Source organism: Micromonospora sp. LH3U1, assembly GCF_028475105.1.
Classification (GTDB): domain Bacteria; phylum Actinomycetota; class Actinomycetes; order Mycobacteriales; family Micromonosporaceae; genus Micromonospora.
Map to the genome: position 1 here is coordinate 4435228 of NZ_CP116936.1, position 15993 is coordinate 4451220.

The 15993-nt window shown below is 71.6% G+C and carries 14 protein-coding genes; 2 read left to right on the forward strand and 12 right to left on the reverse strand.

Translation table 11 applies throughout. The annotated features are described in order from the left end of the window. Window positions 1-138: 138 nt before the first annotated feature. Together PCA76_RS20260 and PCA76_RS20265 are read right to left on the reverse strand one after the other, a co-directional pair. Entirely contained in the window at window positions 139-1026 is an 888-nt protein-coding gene (locus PCA76_RS20260; protein WP_272612034.1) for a peptidoglycan DD-metalloendopeptidase family protein, read from the reverse strand. A gap of 108 nt (window positions 1027-1134) precedes the next feature. Continuing rightward, the gene (locus PCA76_RS20265) at window positions 1135-1713 is read right to left on the reverse strand and encodes a sigma-70 family RNA polymerase sigma factor (protein ID WP_272612035.1); all 579 of its coding nucleotides are present in this window, start codon (window positions 1711-1713) and stop codon (window positions 1135-1137) included. A 225-nt stretch (window positions 1714-1938) separates the two neighbouring features. Between PCA76_RS20265 and PCA76_RS20270 the strand changes: the two genes are divergently transcribed. Continuing rightward, window positions 1939-3372 (forward strand): PepSY-associated TM helix domain-containing protein, encoded by a 1434-nt coding sequence (locus tag PCA76_RS20270; RefSeq protein WP_272612036.1) that lies wholly within the window; start codon window positions 1939-1941, stop codon window positions 3370-3372. A gap of 24 nt (window positions 3373-3396) precedes the next feature. Here PCA76_RS20270 and PCA76_RS20275 read toward each other — a convergent pair whose 3' ends face one another. Genes PCA76_RS20275 through PCA76_RS20300 form a run of 6 tightly spaced genes read right to left on the reverse strand, consistent with a single transcriptional unit; the run spans window position 3397 to window position 10891 of the window. Beyond that, window positions 3397-5238, reverse strand: coding sequence for an ABC transporter ATP-binding protein (locus tag PCA76_RS20275; protein ID WP_272612037.1), 1842 nt, complete (start codon window positions 5236-5238; stop codon window positions 3397-3399). Further along, window positions 5235-6941 carry an ABC transporter ATP-binding protein gene (locus PCA76_RS20280; protein ID WP_272612038.1) on the reverse strand — a complete coding sequence of 569 codons (1707 nt, stop codon included), beginning with the start codon at window positions 6939-6941 and terminating at the stop codon, window positions 5235-5237. Before PCA76_RS20280 ends, PCA76_RS20275 begins: the two co-directional genes overlap by 4 nt. A 5-nt stretch (window positions 6942-6946) precedes the next feature. Continuing rightward, window positions 6947-7795: an ABC transporter ATP-binding protein gene (locus tag PCA76_RS20285; RefSeq protein ID WP_272612039.1), complete on the reverse strand. Its 849-nt coding sequence runs from the start codon at window positions 7793-7795 to the stop codon at window positions 6947-6949. Continuing rightward, a complete protein-coding gene (locus tag PCA76_RS20290; protein WP_272612040.1) occupies window positions 7792-8826 on the reverse strand; it encodes a FecCD family ABC transporter permease in 1035 nt (344 codons plus the stop codon). The genes PCA76_RS20285 and PCA76_RS20290 overlap by 4 nt, the downstream gene beginning before the upstream one ends. Next, window positions 8823-9866 carry a FecCD family ABC transporter permease gene (locus PCA76_RS20295; protein ID WP_272612041.1) on the reverse strand — a complete coding sequence of 348 codons (1044 nt, stop codon included), beginning with the start codon at window positions 9864-9866 and terminating at the stop codon, window positions 8823-8825. The genes PCA76_RS20290 and PCA76_RS20295 overlap by 4 nt, the downstream gene beginning before the upstream one ends. Next, window positions 9863-10891: an iron-siderophore ABC transporter substrate-binding protein gene (locus PCA76_RS20300; RefSeq protein ID WP_272612042.1), complete on the reverse strand. Its 1029-nt coding sequence runs from the start codon at window positions 10889-10891 to the stop codon at window positions 9863-9865. The genes PCA76_RS20295 and PCA76_RS20300 overlap by 4 nt, the downstream gene beginning before the upstream one ends. 238 nt (window positions 10892-11129) lie before the next feature. Between PCA76_RS20300 and PCA76_RS20305 the strand changes: the two genes are divergently transcribed. Then, on the forward strand, window positions 11130-11927 hold the full coding sequence (locus tag PCA76_RS20305; protein ID WP_272612043.1) for a siderophore-interacting protein: 798 nt from the start codon (window positions 11130-11132) through the stop codon (window positions 11925-11927). A 68-nt stretch (window positions 11928-11995) separates the two neighbouring features. On the opposite strand, the gene PCA76_RS20310 is transcribed toward PCA76_RS20305, so the two are convergent. The 4 genes from PCA76_RS20310 to PCA76_RS20325 form a co-directional block, all read right to left on the reverse strand. After that, on the reverse strand, window positions 11996-12904 hold the full coding sequence (locus tag PCA76_RS20310) for a hypothetical protein (protein WP_272612044.1): 909 nt from the start codon (window positions 12902-12904) through the stop codon (window positions 11996-11998). An 80-nt stretch (window positions 12905-12984) separates the two neighbouring features. Continuing rightward, complete coding sequence (locus tag PCA76_RS20315; protein ID WP_272612045.1) at window positions 12985-13782, reverse strand: SDR family NAD(P)-dependent oxidoreductase; 798 nt, start codon at window positions 13780-13782, stop codon at window positions 12985-12987. Between the two features lie 72 nt (window positions 13783-13854). Next, a complete protein-coding gene (locus PCA76_RS20320) occupies window positions 13855-15159 on the reverse strand; it encodes an L-fuconate dehydratase (RefSeq protein ID WP_272612046.1) in 1305 nt (434 codons plus the stop codon). Beyond that, the gene (locus PCA76_RS20325; RefSeq protein WP_442930274.1) at window positions 15159-15989 is read right to left on the reverse strand and encodes a fumarylacetoacetate hydrolase family protein; all 831 of its coding nucleotides are present in this window, start codon (window positions 15987-15989) and stop codon (window positions 15159-15161) included. Before PCA76_RS20325 ends, PCA76_RS20320 begins: the two co-directional genes overlap by 1 nt. Window positions 15990-15993: the final 4 nt, after the last annotated feature.

Here is a 15993-nt window from a genome sequence, read left to right on the forward strand (position 1 = left end):
ACCCCGACCCCGGGCCCTCTGGGTCCGGGGTCGGTCCAGCGATCTTGCAGGTTCGGTCGCCGTTTTGCGTGACATGCCCCTTAGGCCGGGGCAGAAAGTGCAAGATCGCGCAGGTGGGGGGTGGGGGTGGGGGTGGGGTTAGTTCCACTGGTTTTGGTTGAGGAAGCGGGCGAACCCTCGCCATGAGTTCGGCCCCATCACCCCGTCGATCGGGCCGGTGTAGCCCCAGCCCGAGGCGAGCCGCTGGACCGCCTTCCAGGTGTTCGTCCCCGGCGCGCCGTCGATCGGGCCGGTGTAGCCGTAGTCGCGCATGCGCTGCTGTAGGGCGGCGTAGGTCCCCACACCGGGGACGCCGTCGATCGGGCCGGTGTAGCCGGAGGTGATCCGCAACCAGTTCTGCATCCGCTTGTAGAAGATGGCGCCCGGGATACCGTCCTGCTCGGTGGACGTCTTCGGCAGGCCGCCGCCACCCGGATTCTGGCCGATGTAGGTCAGCGGGTTGATGCGTACGCCGCTCGGGTTGATCATGTGCCAGTGCAGGTGCGGGCCCGTGGAGCTGCCGGATCCCGGTGCGCCCACCGCGCCACCGGACCGTCCGACGATCGCACCGGCGCCGACGGCGGTGCCGTTGGCCAGCAGGAACTGCGACAGGTGCAGGTACTGGCTGCGGTAGCCGTCCACGTGGTGGATCGTGACGGTGTGCCCGCCCGTACCGTTGTTCGGGATGTTCTGGATCGTGCCGGAACCGCAGGCCGGCAGGTTGGTGCCGACGCCCATTCCGAAGTCGATGCCGCCCAGCGAGCCGCTGTTGAGGTGGTCCTGCCAGGTTCCGGTGATCCGGTACCCGGCGAACGGGTTGTAGATCGCGGGCGCGGCGTGGGCGATCCCCGGCAGCCCGACGACGCCGCCGACGGCGAGGGCACCGGTGGTCAACGCGGTGCCGCGCAGCAATCTGCGACGGCTCAGCCCCGCCTGCGGCCGCTCCCCGTCGCTGCCACAGCAGGCAGGCAGGTGGTCGTGGTTCATCGCCAGTCTCCGTACGGTCGCAGCTGACCTTGGACGAGCCGAGGGTAACCTTCGAATCGGTATAGATCAATATCGGGCGGTGTGGCGCAGCAGTTCGTGGAGCCGCCCTCAGCCGGTGCGCTGCCCGCGGGTCGGGCCGCTGTCGGCCTGCCAGGCCGTGACGAGATCCTCCCGGGCCCGCGCGACACGGGAGCGGATCGTGCCGATGGGGCACTGGCAGACGCCTGCGGCCTCGGCGTAGGACAGGCCGAGCAGGTGGGTGGCGACGAACGCCTCGCGACGCTCCCCGCTCAGGCCGGCGATCAACTGGTGCAGCGTCACGCCCTCGTCGGCGCCGGCAGTGATCGCACCGGCGGCCTCGGCCGCTGCCTGCCAGTCCGGCACCGATGCCATCCTCGGCCGGGCCACCGCCGTCCGGACGTGATCCACGGCAACGCGCCGGGCGATCGTGAACACCCACGTCCGGGCCGACGAGCGGCCGGCGAAGCCGGGCAGGCTGCGAAACGCCCGCAGGAACGTCTCCTGGGTCAGGTCGTCGGCCTCACCCGGCCCCGCCAGATGCGACAGGAACCGCCAGACCTGATCCTGTAGGGCCCGGATGAACGCCGTGGCGGCCTGCCGGTCGCCCCGGCCTGCCTCCTGCGCCCACCGGGTCACCTGGTCGTCGTCAGCGAGACCATTCCGCACAGACCACCGTCCTGTGTGCCACGGGCGCTCCTTCATGCCGAGATGCCGTCGTCGGATCGCCGCCGGTCAGCCGCGCACCCTGGTTGTCGGAGGGCGGTCCGGAAAAGTTCCCGGTGCTTCCCCGTTCGGCTGATTTCCCGGTTGTCCGACTCGACGGGAACCGAGTCCGCCCGCCATCCGACTACCGATTCCGACCGCCCCGCGCATCGAGTCGATCGGATACCCATGACGTCCACCGTTGAGACGCCCGAGTCCGCTCCCCTGCCGGCACCAGCCACGACGTCCGGGGCCCGCTCAGGATGGGGCGGGCTGCTGCTGCGTATCCACTTCTACGCCGGGATCCTGGTCGCCCCGTTCCTCGTCGTGGCCGCGCTGACCGGCCTCGCGTACACGGTCACGCCGCAACTGGACAGGATCGTCCACGGCGAGCAGCTCCTGGTCGACGCGGTCGGCGGCGACACGCGTCCGCTGGCCGAGCAGATCGCCGCGGCGCGGGCCGCCCATCCGGACGGCACGCTCACATCCGTCACGCCCGGTGACGGTGACGCCACGACCCGTGTGGTGTTCGACGTCGCCGATCTCGGGGATCGTCAGCACACCGTCTACGTCGACCCGTACACCGCCGAGGTGCAGGGGACGTTGACGACCTGGTTCGGGTCAACGCCGGTCACCACCTGGCTGGACGACCTGCACCGCAACCTGCACCTCGGCGTCGTGGGCCGGTACTACTCGGAGATCGCCGCGAGTTGGCTGTGGATCCTCGTGTTCGGCGGGATCATTCTGTGGTGGCGTCGGCAGCGCCCCGGCGCAGGTCGGGTCCGCCGACTGTTCGGCCCCGATCTCGCGGCCCGTCGAGGGGTGCGGCGCACCCGTGGCTGGCACGCGGCGACCGGGCTGTGGCTGGCCGTCGGTCTGTTGTTCCTCTCCGCCACCGGCCTGACCTGGTCCCGCCACGCCGGGGAGTCCTTCGGCGCGGGGCTGGACGCCCTCGATTCCCGTACCCCGGAGGTGTCCACCGCCCTGCCGGGTGCGGCGGTTCCCGCCGACGACACGGGCCATCACGGCGGCGGACACAGCGGGCAGGCCACCGCCATCGACCCTGCCGCCACCGATCGTGTCCTCGCGATCGCCCGCAGCGCGGGACTGGACGGCCCGGTCGAGATCACGCCCGCCGCCGACGCCCACTCGGCGTGGACCGTCACGCAGGTGGACAACACCTGGCCGGTCCGCAAGGACACCGTCGCCGTCGACCCCGCCACGGGCACCGTGACCGCCCGCAGCGACTTCGCGTCCTGGCCGCTGCTGGCACAACTGAGCGGCCTCGGCATCCAGGCCCACATGGGGCTGCTGTTCGGGCCGGTCAACCAGATCCTGCTCGCCGCCCTGGCCATCGGGCTGCTCTGCGTCACCGTGTGGGGTTATCGGATGTGGTGGCAACGCCGCCCCACCCGCACCGACCGTCGCGCCCCCGTCGGCACCGCGCCCGAGCGCGGGGCGTGGCGGCTGGTGCCCCGCTGGGGCCTCGTCCTCGGCGTACCCGTCGTCACCGCCGTCGCGTGGGTGCTGCCGGTGTTCGGGGTGACCCTCCTGGCCTTCCTCGTCCTCGACCTTGCCGCCGGGGCCTGGCGGGCGCGCCGGGCCAGGGCCACGGCCGGATGACGCGCGGGTGCCCCCTTCGGCCGCTCAGCCTCGGACGGGCTGGTCGGCGCTCTCGCGTGCTGTCGGGACCACGAGGTCGGGCATGCTCCAGGAACGCCACAGCTGGCTGTAACCGCCCCCGGCCTTGAGCAACTCGGCGTGCGTGCCGTGCTCGGCGACACGCCCGTGGTCCAGGACGACGATGCGGTCCGCGGTGGCCGCCTGGCTGAGGCGGTGGGCGACGATCAGGGTGGTACGGCCCTCGGTGGCCGCCAGGGCGGCGCGATCGAGGTCGCGCGCGCCCGCGCTGCCCGCCTCGGCGGTGGCCTCGTCGAGGACCGCGACGGCGGGGTCGGCGAGGGCGAGGCGAGCCAGCGCGAGTTGCTGGGCCTGACCCGCGGTGAGGCGCCGTCCACCCTCGCCCACCGCTGTGGCAAGGCCGTCAGGCAGGGTACGGAGCCAGGCGGTGGCACCGACGAGGTCGAGGGCGGCGGTCAACTCGGCGTCGGTGGCGTCCGGGTCGGCGAGGCGCAGGTCGTCGGCGAGGGGCCCGGCGAAGACGTGCACCTCCTGGCTGATCAGTGCGATCTCCCGACGGAGGCGGTGCTCGCCGAGGTGCGCCAGCGGCACGCCGCGCAGGTTCACCGAACCGTCGGTGGGCGCGATGATGCCGGCGATGATGCCGGCCAGCGTGCTCTTGCCCGCTCCGCTCGCGCCGACGAGAGCGACACGCTCCCCCGCTGCGAGACGGAGGGTGATGTCCCGCAGCACGACCGGTCCGTCGTCGTAGCGGTGCTGCCCGACGGTCACCTCCAGTGCCGCAGGCTCGGACCGTTCCTGTCGAGCACGCTCGGGGCCGACGGGGGATGCGGTGTCCGGCAGGGTGGTGACGCCGACGAGCCGGGCGAGGCTGGCCCCGGCCTGCAGCACGGAGTCCGACTCGAACAGCAGCAGGCCGATGGGGTTGAAGAGGCGGTGGAAGTAGAGCGCCGCGGTGGTGGCCGCTCCCACGGTGACGAGGTCGTCGCGGACCAGCAGGAACCCGGCGAGCAGTACGGCGGCGAGCCCCACGAACTCGGACCGGTTGATGCGCAGCCCGAACCGGGTGAACAGACCGAAGATCTCCAGTGACAGGTCGCGGGCCACGGCGGAGCGATCCGAGATCCGCGTGACGTGGGCGTCCTCCATCCGGTAGGCGCGAACGGTCGCCGCGCCGCGCAGCGCCTCGGCCGTCGCCTGTGTGCGCTCGCCCGTCGCCACTCGCTCGCGCGCGTAGTACGAGATCGACCGCTTCAGATACCAGCGCAACGCCAACGCGTACGCCGGGGCAGCGACCAGCCCGGCGAGGCCGAGCCGCCAGTCGAGGGCGAAGAGCCCCGCAGCGGTCAAGACGATGGTCAGCATCGCGCCGAGGAAGGCGGGGCCGCTGGTGGCGATCACATTCGTCACCACGGCCACGTCGTCGCCGGCACGTGCCACCAGGTCCCCGGTCCCGGCTCGTTCCAGGGTGGCCGATGGTAGGTGCAGAGCGCGGTCGAGGACCCGCTCCCGGAGCCGGGCCAGCACGGTCTCGCCCAGTCGTGCGGCGACCGCGGCTCCGACCGCGGTGAGGAGTCCAGCGAGCACCGCGGCGCCCGCGATCACACCTGCCCAGGCCGCGATCTGCGGCGTGTCGGACCCGTCGATGACGTCATCGACGAGGCGGCCGAGCACCCAGGGGGCGACGAGCCCGGTTGCGGCCGCGGCGACCAGCAACGTGCCGGCGACGGCGCTGAGCCCGGGCAGGCGGGCCAACTCGGTACGGAGGGCGGCCCAGGTCTGCCGGCCGGTGGCCGTGGGCAGCAGTTGTCGGGGCTCAACGCCGGTCGTGATCGACTGATCGGTCATCGCAGGATCTCCTCCCGGTAGCGGGCGTCGCTGGCGAGCAGTTGCTCGTGTGGGCCCTCGGCGACGACCCGCCCGGCGTCGATCACGGCCACCCGGTGCGTGACCCGCAGCAGGGCGGGACTGGTGGTGATGACCACCGTGCCACGGGTCGCCGCCCCGCGAGCCGAGGCCAGCCCCTCGGCGATCAGCCCCTCGGTCACCGCGTCGACCGCCGTGGTCGGGTTGTGCAGCACCAGCACCGGCGGGTCGGCGACGAGTGCCCTGGCCAGCCCGATCCGCTGCCGCTGCCCGCCGGACAGGTTCGCCCCCCGCTCGGTGAGCAGGCGGTCCAATCCGTGTGGGTGTGCGGCGAGCACGTCCTCTGCTGCGGCAGCGTGCACAGCGGCACGCAGGACCGTGTCGTCGAGGTGGGCGCCGGCGCTGAGATTGGCGCGCAGGGTCCCTTCGAACAGCGCCACGTCGTGCTGCTCGACCAGGACCGTGGCGCGTACGGCGTCGATGTGCAGCTCTTCGGCGGGCACGCCGTCGACGTGCAGCGTTCCCCGGTAGTCCTGCCGGGGCACCCGGCCGGCCAGCAGCGCTACCAGCGCCTCGGCATCGCTCGGATCGTAGGCGAGCACGCCCAGGATCTCACCGGAGCGGACGTGCAGGCTGACGTCGTCGAGATTGGCGTAACGGACCGAGTCGAGGGCGAGCCGCGACGTGCTCGGGGCGGGCGGGCCCGCGCTACCTGGCCGGATCACCGGTGCGGCACCGAGGACCCGGGCGACGCGACCCGCGGAGGCCCGGGCCATGGCGAACAGCTGTACGCAGTACCCGAGCGTCTGCACCGGCTCGGCGATGAACTGGGCCAGCCCGACGACGGCCACGAGCTCGCCGATGCTGAGCCGGCCCTGTAGCGCGAGCCAGCCCGCCACGCCCGCGACAGTCGCGAGGAAGAGGCCGTTGACCATGGTGGTGAGCCCGAGGTGCAGGCCCTTGGTGGTGGCGGCACGCAGGGTGACGTCGAGGGCGTGACGGCTGGCGCCCGCGTACCGGCGTGCGGCGTGGTCCTGTGCACCGATTCCGCGCAACACGCGCAGGCCGGTGACGAGGTCGACGGCGAGCGCGGTCGTAGCCGCGAGGGCCTCCTGTTGCGATGTGCTGCGCCGGGTGAGCAACGGCGCCATCCGTTGCAGGGCGACGACCAGCAGCGGTACGCCGATGAGCACCCCGAGCCCGAGAGGGATGTCGACGACGAGCAACGCGACCGCCGCGACCACGATGGCGGTGAGCGCCGCCGCGGTGAGCCCCGCGACCCGCACGACGAGCGCGGACAGCTCGGCGTCGGAGGCCGTGACGGACAGCAGCTCACCGTCGCGCATGCCCGAGCGGTGCCCGTGCGGGTCGAGGGCGCTCCGGGCGATCTCGACCCGGATGGCGTGCGCCTCGTGTTCCACCGCGGCGAATGCCAGCCGGGCACCGGCCCGGTAGGCGAGGGCGAGAACGGTGAACAGGGCGGCAAGACCGGCGAGCGAGAGCAGCAGCGCGCGAACGTCCCCGGTGGAGACCGCACGGTCGATGACGACGCCGATGGCGACCGGGACGAGGGCTTCGGCGGCCTGGTGTGTGCAGAGCAGCGCGATGCCGAGAACCACACGGCCGCGCTGTCGGCGCAGGGCACGGCGCAGCACCACCCCGCCGCTGATGTCGTGGACGGTCATGCCCGTCACGACCGGGTGGCCTGGACGAGCGCAGCGCCCGCCCGGTCGGAGGACGGGACGACGTGATGGCGGCCGATCGGCAGCATCAGCGGCTTCCCGGACGTCGGATCGATGACGACCGTGCTTTCCAGGCCGAAGACGGCGCGCACGCACTCCTGCGTCAGGACCTGCGCCGGCTCACCCGCGGCGTGCAGCCTCCCGCCGGCCAGCGCGATGAGGTGGTCCGCGTACCGGGCGGCGAGGTTGAGGTCGTGCAGCACCATGACGATCGTCGTTCCGCGCGTCAGGTTGAGGTCGGTGAGCAGGTCGAGGACGTCGACCTGATGGCTGACGTCGAGGAACGTCGTCGGCTCGTCGAGCAGCAACAGGTCTGTCTGCTGGGCCAGGGCCATGGCGATCCACACCCGCTGCCGCTGGCCGCCGGAGAGCTCGTCGACCGAGCGGTCGGCGAGGTCGGCCGTCTGGGTCGCGTCCAGGGCCGCCGCCACGGCGGCGTCGTCCTCCTTGCTCCAACGGGAGAGCACCCGCTGATGCGGATTGCGCCCACGCCCGACGAGGTCGGCCACCGTGATCCCTTCGGGTGCGGTCGGCGACTGGGGAAGCAGGCCGAGGGTACGGGCCAGTTGCTTGGCCGGCAGCCGGTGCACCTGCTTGCCGTCGAGTAGGACGTGACCGGCGCGGGGCGCGAGGAGGCGTGACATCGACCGCAGCAGGGTCGACTTGCCGCACGCATTCGCGCCGACGATCGCCGTGATCTTTCCGGGGGGCAGGACGAGGTCGAGCGAGGAGATGACGACGCGGTCCTTGTAGCCGAGCATGAGGCTCTCGACCGCGAGCGTATGAGTGGTGGTCACAGCGAGCCTCCCGCGCGGTTCGTACGGATGAGCAGGTAGATGAGGTACGGGGCACCGAGCACGCCGGTGACGACACCCACGGGGTAGCGCGTGTCGAAGGCGAACTGGCCGACAAAGTCCGCGACCAGCACCAGGAGTGCGCCGACCAGGGCGGACGGCAGCAGCAGGGACCCGGCCGGGCCGATGATCCGGGCGGCGATCGGCCCGGACAGGAAGGCCACGAAGGCGATCGGCCCGGTCGCCGCCGTGGCGAAGGCGATGAGACCGACAGCGGCGACGATGACCAGGATCCGGGTGCGCTCAAGACGGACCCCGAGCGCCGCCGCGGTGTCGTCGCCCAACTGCATCATGGACAGGTTGCGGGCCTGGCTCAGCAGCACCGGCGCCAGGACGGCCACGGCGACGGCCACCGGAGCGGTCTCCTTCCAGGTGGCGCCGTTGAGGCTGCCGGTGAGCCAGCGCAACGCCTCCTGCAGATCCCATTCGGCGGCCTGGGTCAGGACGTACGCGGTCAGGCTGTCGAGCATGGCGGCCATGCCGATACCGATCAGGACGAGCCGGGTGCCGGCGACGCCGTCCTTGAACGACAGGAGGTAGATGACCAGCGCCACCGCCAGCCCGGCGACGATCGCGAAGGCGGACACCCCCGCCTCGCCGAGATTCAGCGTCACGATCGCGAAGGCGGCCGCCGCGCTCGCGCCGGAGCTGATGCCGATCATGTCGGGGCTGGCGAGTGGGTTGCGCAGCATCGTCTGGAAGGTGACGCCGCCGAGGCCGAAGCAGGCCCCGGCCAGGATCGCGAGGACCGCCCGCGGCAGGCGGAGCGTGCCCACCGTGAAGGAGGCCCCGGGAACGTCCTCGCCGGCCAGCACGGCCAGCACGTCGGCCGGCGGATAGAAGGTGCGTCCCGCCATCAACGAGACGACGAACGCGGCGACGACGAGGACGACGAGGATCGTCAGCACGGCACCCCGGCGGCGCGTACGGCGGACCCGGCCGTGGGTGACGGCCTCGAGGGTCGTAGTGCTCACAGCTCGCGAACCTTCTGCCGGCGGACGATGTAGATGAAGAACGGGGCGCCGATCAGCGCGGTCACGATGCCCACATCGATCTCCGCCGGACGTGCCACCACCCGGCCGACGACGTCGGCGGCGGTCAGCAACGCCGCGCCGAGGAGCGCGGAGAACGGTAGCAGCCACCGGTGATCGAGTCCGATGAGGAGGCGGCACACGTGCGGTACGACCAGGCCGACGAATCCGATGGGTCCGGCCACCGCCGTGGCGGCGCCGCACAGCAGCACGGAGCCGGCACCCGCGACGCCCCGCACCACGGCGACCCGCTCGCCGAGCCCTGCCGCGAGGTCGTCGCCGAGCGCGAGCGAGTTCAGTGCCCGGCCGGACAGGAGGCAGATCACGAGACCCACGGCGAGGAATGGCAGGGCCTGCCGGATGCTGTCGTAGGTCGCGCCGCCGACCCCGCCGATCTGCCACGAGCGGAAGTTGCCGGCAACATCGTTGCGGGGCAGCACGAAGGCGCTGATCAACGACGCGAGCGCGGCGGATGTGGCAGCGCCCGCGAGCGCGAGTTTGAGCGGCGTCGCGCCACCGCGTCCCAGTGAGCCGACGGCGTACACGAAGACGGCCGCGAGGCCGGCGCCGAGGATCGCCACCCACAGGTAGCTGGTCGGCGAGGTCAGTCCGAACATGACCATTCCGGTGACCACGGCGAGCGACGCCCCCATGTTCACGCCCAGGATTCCGGGATCGGCCAGCGGGTTGCGGGTCACACCCTGCATCACGGCCCCGGCCAGGCCGAGCGCCGCGCCGACGATCACGGCGAGCAGGGTCCGCGGGATCCGTTTGGTGACGGCGGCCTGTTCCATGGTGTCGTCCGCGCCCTGGAACGCGGCGAGGATGTCGGCCCAGCCGACGTTGCGGGAACCCAGCGCGACCGATGCCGCCATGAGCGCCAGCAGCACCGCGGCCGCGACGACAAACCAGAGCAGACGTACCCGTGCCGGACGCCGCACCACGGCGGCGTCCGGCAGGGTACGCGAGTCGAGCGCGGTCATGACACCTGATCGGCAGCCTTGGCGAGCATCGCGACGTAGTCATTCAGCACGAACGGGATGGCCAGCGGGGTCGGGTTCGCCGCGGTGCCCAGCGGGGTGGTGCCGGAGAGCATGACCACCGAGCCGCGCTTGATAGCGGGGATCTTCGACAGCAGCGGGTCGGCCTGCGCGGCGGCGAGGAGCTTGTCGTCACCGTAGGCGACGATGACGTCCACGTCGTTGAAGACCTGGATCTGTTCGGCGCTCTGGTTGAGGCTGAACTTGTCCGTGCCGGCGGAGAGCGTGGCGATGCTGCCCGGCACCTTCAGGCCGAGGTCGGCGAAGAACTGGGCCCGGGTGTCGTGCGTCGTATAGAAGCCGATCTTGCTGAGGTCGGTCGGGTCGACGTGCGTCATGAACATCGCCGACTTCCCCGCCAGTTGCGGGTACTTCGCGGCAGCGTCGGTCATCTGCTTCTCGAAGTCGGCGATCAGGGCGTCGCCCTCCGTCGCGAGGCCGAGGGCCTGGCTCTCCAGCTTGATGGTGTCGCGCCACGCCGTGGCCCAGGGCGCCTCGGGGTAGGCGACGACCGGGGCGATCTTGGCCAGGGTGTCGTACTCCTGCTGCGTCAGGCCGGAGTACGCGGCGAGGATGACGTCGGGCTGGGTGTCCGCGACGGCCTCGAAGTTGATGCCGTCGTTCTCGTCGAACAGCACCGGCGCGGTGCCGCCGAGAGTCTTGAGCTTCTCGGCGACCCACGGCAGGATGCCGTCGCTGTCGTCGTCGCCGAAGTTGGCCTTCGCCATCCCCACCGGAACGATGCCGAGAGCGAGCGGAACCTCGTGGTTCGCCCAGGCCACCGTCGCGACCCGCTTCGGCTTCTCCTTGATCGTCGTCGTGCCGAGCGCGTGTTTGATGGTGATCGGGAACGCGGCGGTGCTGGCACCGGCGGGGGCGTCCTCCTCGGCCTTCGACTCGCCGCAGGCGGCGAGCGCCAACGTGGCGGCCAGGGCGACGACCCCGGTCAGGAAGCGGTTTGAACGCATAGAACGACACTCCGTTGCTGGGTAAGGGGAGGCTAACCTAACACACGAACATGAGCCTCTTTCACCACTGCGGTTCAAGCAGGAGCCGTCGGCCGTCGAGCCCACCCAGGCACGGAGTTGACGAGAAGTGAGGCTAGGCTAACCTAATCGTCGGACCGACCGCACGGCCTGGTGTCGGCCATCATCGGCTGGCCACCGGACACAGGTGGCGGCTCACGATCCACGAAGGAGCGACATGATGACCGTCGACGCCACCCTGGTCGAGGCCACACTCATCAGGCGCCCGATGTTCGTCGAGGTTGTCGCCAGCCGCCTACTCACGCCCCATCTGCGGCGCATCACGGTGACCGGCCCGGATCTCGACCGCTTCGGGTACGGCGGGCCGGACCAGTTGGCGCGGGTCTTCCTCGCGCCGGCGCCCGGTGTCGAACTGCACCTGCCGGACTCCGAGCAGTGGTGGCCCGCCCTGCGGGCCATGCCGGCGGAGCTGCAGCCGGTGGTCCGCAACTACACCGTCCGGCGGCTCGACGCCGGACGCCGCGAGATGGACATCGACTTCGTGCTCCACGGCGACGGTGGACCGGCGTCCGCCTGGGCGCGCAGAGCCGCGCCCGGCGATCGGATCGGCGTGCTCAGTGACGGCGCCGACTACGCCCCGCCCGCCGACACCGAGTGGCAGTTGCTCGTCGGCGACGAGACCGCTCTGCCGGCGATCACCGCGGCCATCGAGGCGCTGCCCCCGCACGCACGGGCGATCGCGCTGATCGAAGTGGGTTCCGCAGAGCACGAGATCGAGGTACGCACGCCCGTCGACACCACGCTGACCTGGCTGCACCGCGGCGGCGCACCGGCGGGCGGCAGTGACGTGGTGATCCGTACGCTGCGCGAGCTGACGCTGCCGGCCGGCACGCCGTACGCCTTCGTCGCGGGGGAATCCGCCATGGTGACCACCGTCCGTCGGCACCTGTGCACCGAGCGCGGCATCGCCAAGGACCGGGTCTACTTCTGCGGCTACTGGAAGGTCTCCGCGCACTGAGCTGCCCGGTGGTCGGCGGATGCCGGCGTACCAGGCGATACGCCGACCCCAGCCGGTGCCGCGCGGGTCTACCGCGCGCGTCCGCCCGGTCGACCTGTGTTGGCAGCGGAAGGCCGGTGAGCGATGCGGGGAGCCCGTACCACCGGGGAGTTGCTGGACCCCGGGCGGAAGTCCCGCGCAGCGCTGGCCACCATCTCGTCGGGATCGCGAGCGAGTGCCTGCCGGATGTGCGACGGAACGACCTCGGATGTCGCCACCGCCAGTCGGACCTGCACCGAACGGTCGTCGACCAGGCGCTCCAGGTCAGCCTCGTCCAGCTCGACCGCGCGGACCAGCGCGGCGCGGACGTCGACCACCGGGTCCGCGGCGAGCGCGCTGCGCTGTTCGGCGGTGGTCCGCGGGTTGCGGGCAACCCCCTTGCGTACGCGTGCGGTGCGATCGGCCAGCAGGGCGGTGATCGCGTCGGGGTCATGGGTGTGGGTGGCGAGTCGTTCCCGTACCTCGGGTGAGACGTCGTCGGTCAACTTGGCGGCCAGTTCGGGCTCCAGCTCCCGACTCTCGGCGAGGAGACCGCGAAGCTCCTTGTCCGACGCCTCCGACATCACCCGGCGGATCGACTCGTCGCAGGCCGGGTTGCTGGCGACCGCCCAGCGGACCCACCGGTCGGCGTCCTTCACGAGGCGCATGAGGTTGGCGACCGAGGTCGAGGGGTTTCTCGCCACGGCCTCCCGGACCTGACGATCATGGTCCCTGGTCAGCGGTCGCAGTGCCTGCGCCGGTGCGTCGGCCCGAGCGGCGACCGCCTTACGGACCACGGCCGACGGGTCGGACGCCAGGTCGATAAGGGTCATTTGCGGCGTTGTGGGGTCCTGTGCGAGGGCGAGCCGTTCGTCAGCGCCGCCACCGATCGGACGGTGGGCGGTGATGTCGGACCCGCTGTGACGGTCGGGCTCGCCGACGTCTTGCTGTTTCCCCATGGCGCAATCATCTCACGCGCCCGATCAGGCGGTGCGAGCCTGACCAGCGCCGCCCCGGTAGCAGGAGCCGCCGGCGGACCTCAGGACACGACCGCACCTGGTTCGGCGGGGGCGGGCGCGGTCGTCGCTCGGGCGGGCAGCCGCAGGCCGGACATGCCGCCGTCCACCGCCAGCGACGACCCGGTCACCGAACGGGTGCTGGGCGACGCGAGGTAGACGACGGCGGCGGCCACCTCGTCGGCGGTCACCAGGCGCCCGGTGGGCTGGCGGGCAGCGAGCTGCCGCTTCTCCGCCGTCGGGTCGGCCGCACCAGCGAGCAGGCGGGCCACCCAGGGCGTGTCCACGGTGCCAGGGGCGACACAGTTGACCCGGATCCCCTCCGGCACCAGGTCGGCGGCCATGGCGAGGGTGAGGGCGTGCACGGCACCCTTCGATGCCGAGTACAGGGCACGTCGAGGCAGACCGACGGTCGCCGCGATCGACGAGACATTGACGATCGCCGCGGACGCCGACCGGCGCAGGTACGGCAGTGCGACCGCGCTCGTTCGGGCCACGCCGGCGACGTTGACGTCGAGCACCCTGCTCCACTGCTCGTCGTCGTTCTCCTCGACCGTGCCCACGGCGGAGATGCCGGCGTTGTTCACCAGGATGTCGATCCCGCCGAATGCCTCGGCGACCGAGGCGACGGCCGCGCTGAGCGAGGACCGGTCGGCCACGTCGGCCCGGACGCCATGGACGCGGGGATCCTCGGGCAGGCCCGACAGATCCAGATCCAGAACGCCCACCCGGGCGCCGACGGCCAGGAACGCCTGTACGCAGGCGTGGCCGATTCCCGAGCCACCCCCGGTCACCACCGCCACAAGGTCATCACACCGCATGCTTCTCTCCCATTGCGAGTAGTTGACGCACCGCCGTCAGGAAGGCCATGCGGTCGAGCGCGTCCAGGTCGGTCAGACCCATGCCGGCCCGTCGGGGTACGCGTACGTGGCGAGGCTCTCGGGACGCATCGCGGCGGAGAACCCGGGGGCGGTGGGCGTGACGTAGTGCCCGTCCTGGATCACCACCGGATCGAGGAAGTGCTCGTGCAGGTGATCGACGTACTCGACGACCCGGTCCCGCGTCGAGCCGGTCACCGCCACGAAGTCGAACATGGACAGGTGCTGAACCAGTTCGCAGAGGCCGACTCCCCCGGCGTGCGGGCACACCGGCACCCCGAACTTCGCGGCCAGCAGCAGGATGGCGACGTTCTCGTTGACGCCGCCCACCCGGCACGCGTCGATCTGCACGATGTCGACGGCACCGGCCTGCAGCAGTTGCTTGAACACCACCCGGTTCGCCACGTGCTCACCGGTGGCGACCCGGATCGGCCCGCCGTCGGGCGCGCTGGTGGCGAGGGCGGAACGGATCGCCGCGTGGGCGAGCACGTCGTCGGGGCTGGTCGGCTCCTCGATCCACCACGGGTCGTACGGCGCCAACTCCCGCATCCGGGCGACCGCCTCGGCGACGTCCCAGCGTTGGTTGGCGTCGACGGCGATCCGGATGTCCGGGCCGACCGCTTCGCGGGCGATCTTCAGGCGGCGTACGTCGTCGGTGGCGTCCGCGCCCACCTTCAGCTTGATCTGGGTGAACCCGTCGGCCACCGCCTGCTTGGCCAACCGGATCACCTTGTCGTCGGGGTAGCCGAGCCAGCCGGGCGACGTGGTGTACGCCGGGTAGCCCCGCTCGGTAAGCCGGGCGACTCGTTCGGCCCGGCCCGGCGCGGCCGCGCGCAGGATCTCCAGCGCCTCGTCGGGGGTGAGAGCGTCGGTGAGGTACCGCCAGTCGACCAGGTCGACGATCTGCTCGGGGCTCAGGTCGGCCAGGTAGCGCCAGACCGGTTTGCCCGCTCGCTTGGCGACCAGGTCCCACATCGCGTTGATCACCGCCGCGGTCGCCAGGTGCATCACCCCCTTCTCCGGGCCGAGCCAGCGCAACTGCGAGTCCTGGGTGAGCGAGCGGGCGAACGCGCCGAGGTCGACGGTGTCCGGGTCGAGCCCGACCACGTACGGCACCAGCGCCTCGATCGCCGCACGGCAGACGTCGTTGCCCCGCCCGATGGTGAAGGTGAAACCGTGCCCGTCCGGCCCGTCGTCGGTGCTCAGCACCAGGTACGCGGCCGAGTAGTCGGGGTCGGGATTCATGGCGTCGGAACCGTCGAGGTGACGGGAGGTCGGGAACCGGACGTCGTACGTCTCGACGGAGGTGATCACCGCCATCAGGCGCTCCTGAGCGCGCTGCTCTGCCGGCCGAGGCCGTCGATCTCGACGTCCATCACGTCGCCGACGGCCAGGTACGGGAACCGGCCGGAGAGCGCCACCCCCTGAGGGGTGCCGGTGTTGATGACGTCGCCCGGGTCCAGGACGGTGAACTGGGACAGGTGCCAGACCAGGTACGCCACGCTGAAGATCATGTCTTTCGTGCCGGAGTCCTGTCGGGGCTCGTCGTTGACCCAGGAGCGCAGGCGCAGCGCCTGCGGGTCGCCGATCTCATCGGTGGTGACGAGCCACGGGCCGAGGGGTTGGAACGTCTCGCAGGACTTGCCCTTCGACCACTGGCCGCCGGAGACGGCGAGTTGGAAGTCTCGCTCGGAGACGTCGTTGGACAGCACGTACCCGGCGATGTGCCCGAGGGCGTCGGTCGGTGAGGCGAGGTAGCGGGCCTGCCGGCCGATCACCACCGCCAGTTCCACCTCCCAGTCGGTCTTCGTCGAGTTACGCGGGATCAGGACGTCGTCGTAGGGGCCGACGACCGTGTTGGGCGCCTTGTAGAAGATGATCGGGGCGGTCGGTGGCTCGGCGCCCGACTCGGCGGCGTGCGCGGCGTAGTTCTGCCCGACGCAGAGAACGACTCCGGGACGGGCGATCGGCGCGCCGATCCGCTGACCGGTGATGTCGATCTCGGGCAGGTCGATGGCGTCGCGGACCCGCTGGACGCCGTCGCCGGCGAGGAACTCCCCGTCGATGTCGGCGGTGAGCGACGAGAGGTCGAAGTGCCGCCCGTCGACGTACAGCACGGGGCGTTCCCGTCCCACGGGCCCGACGCGCATGAAT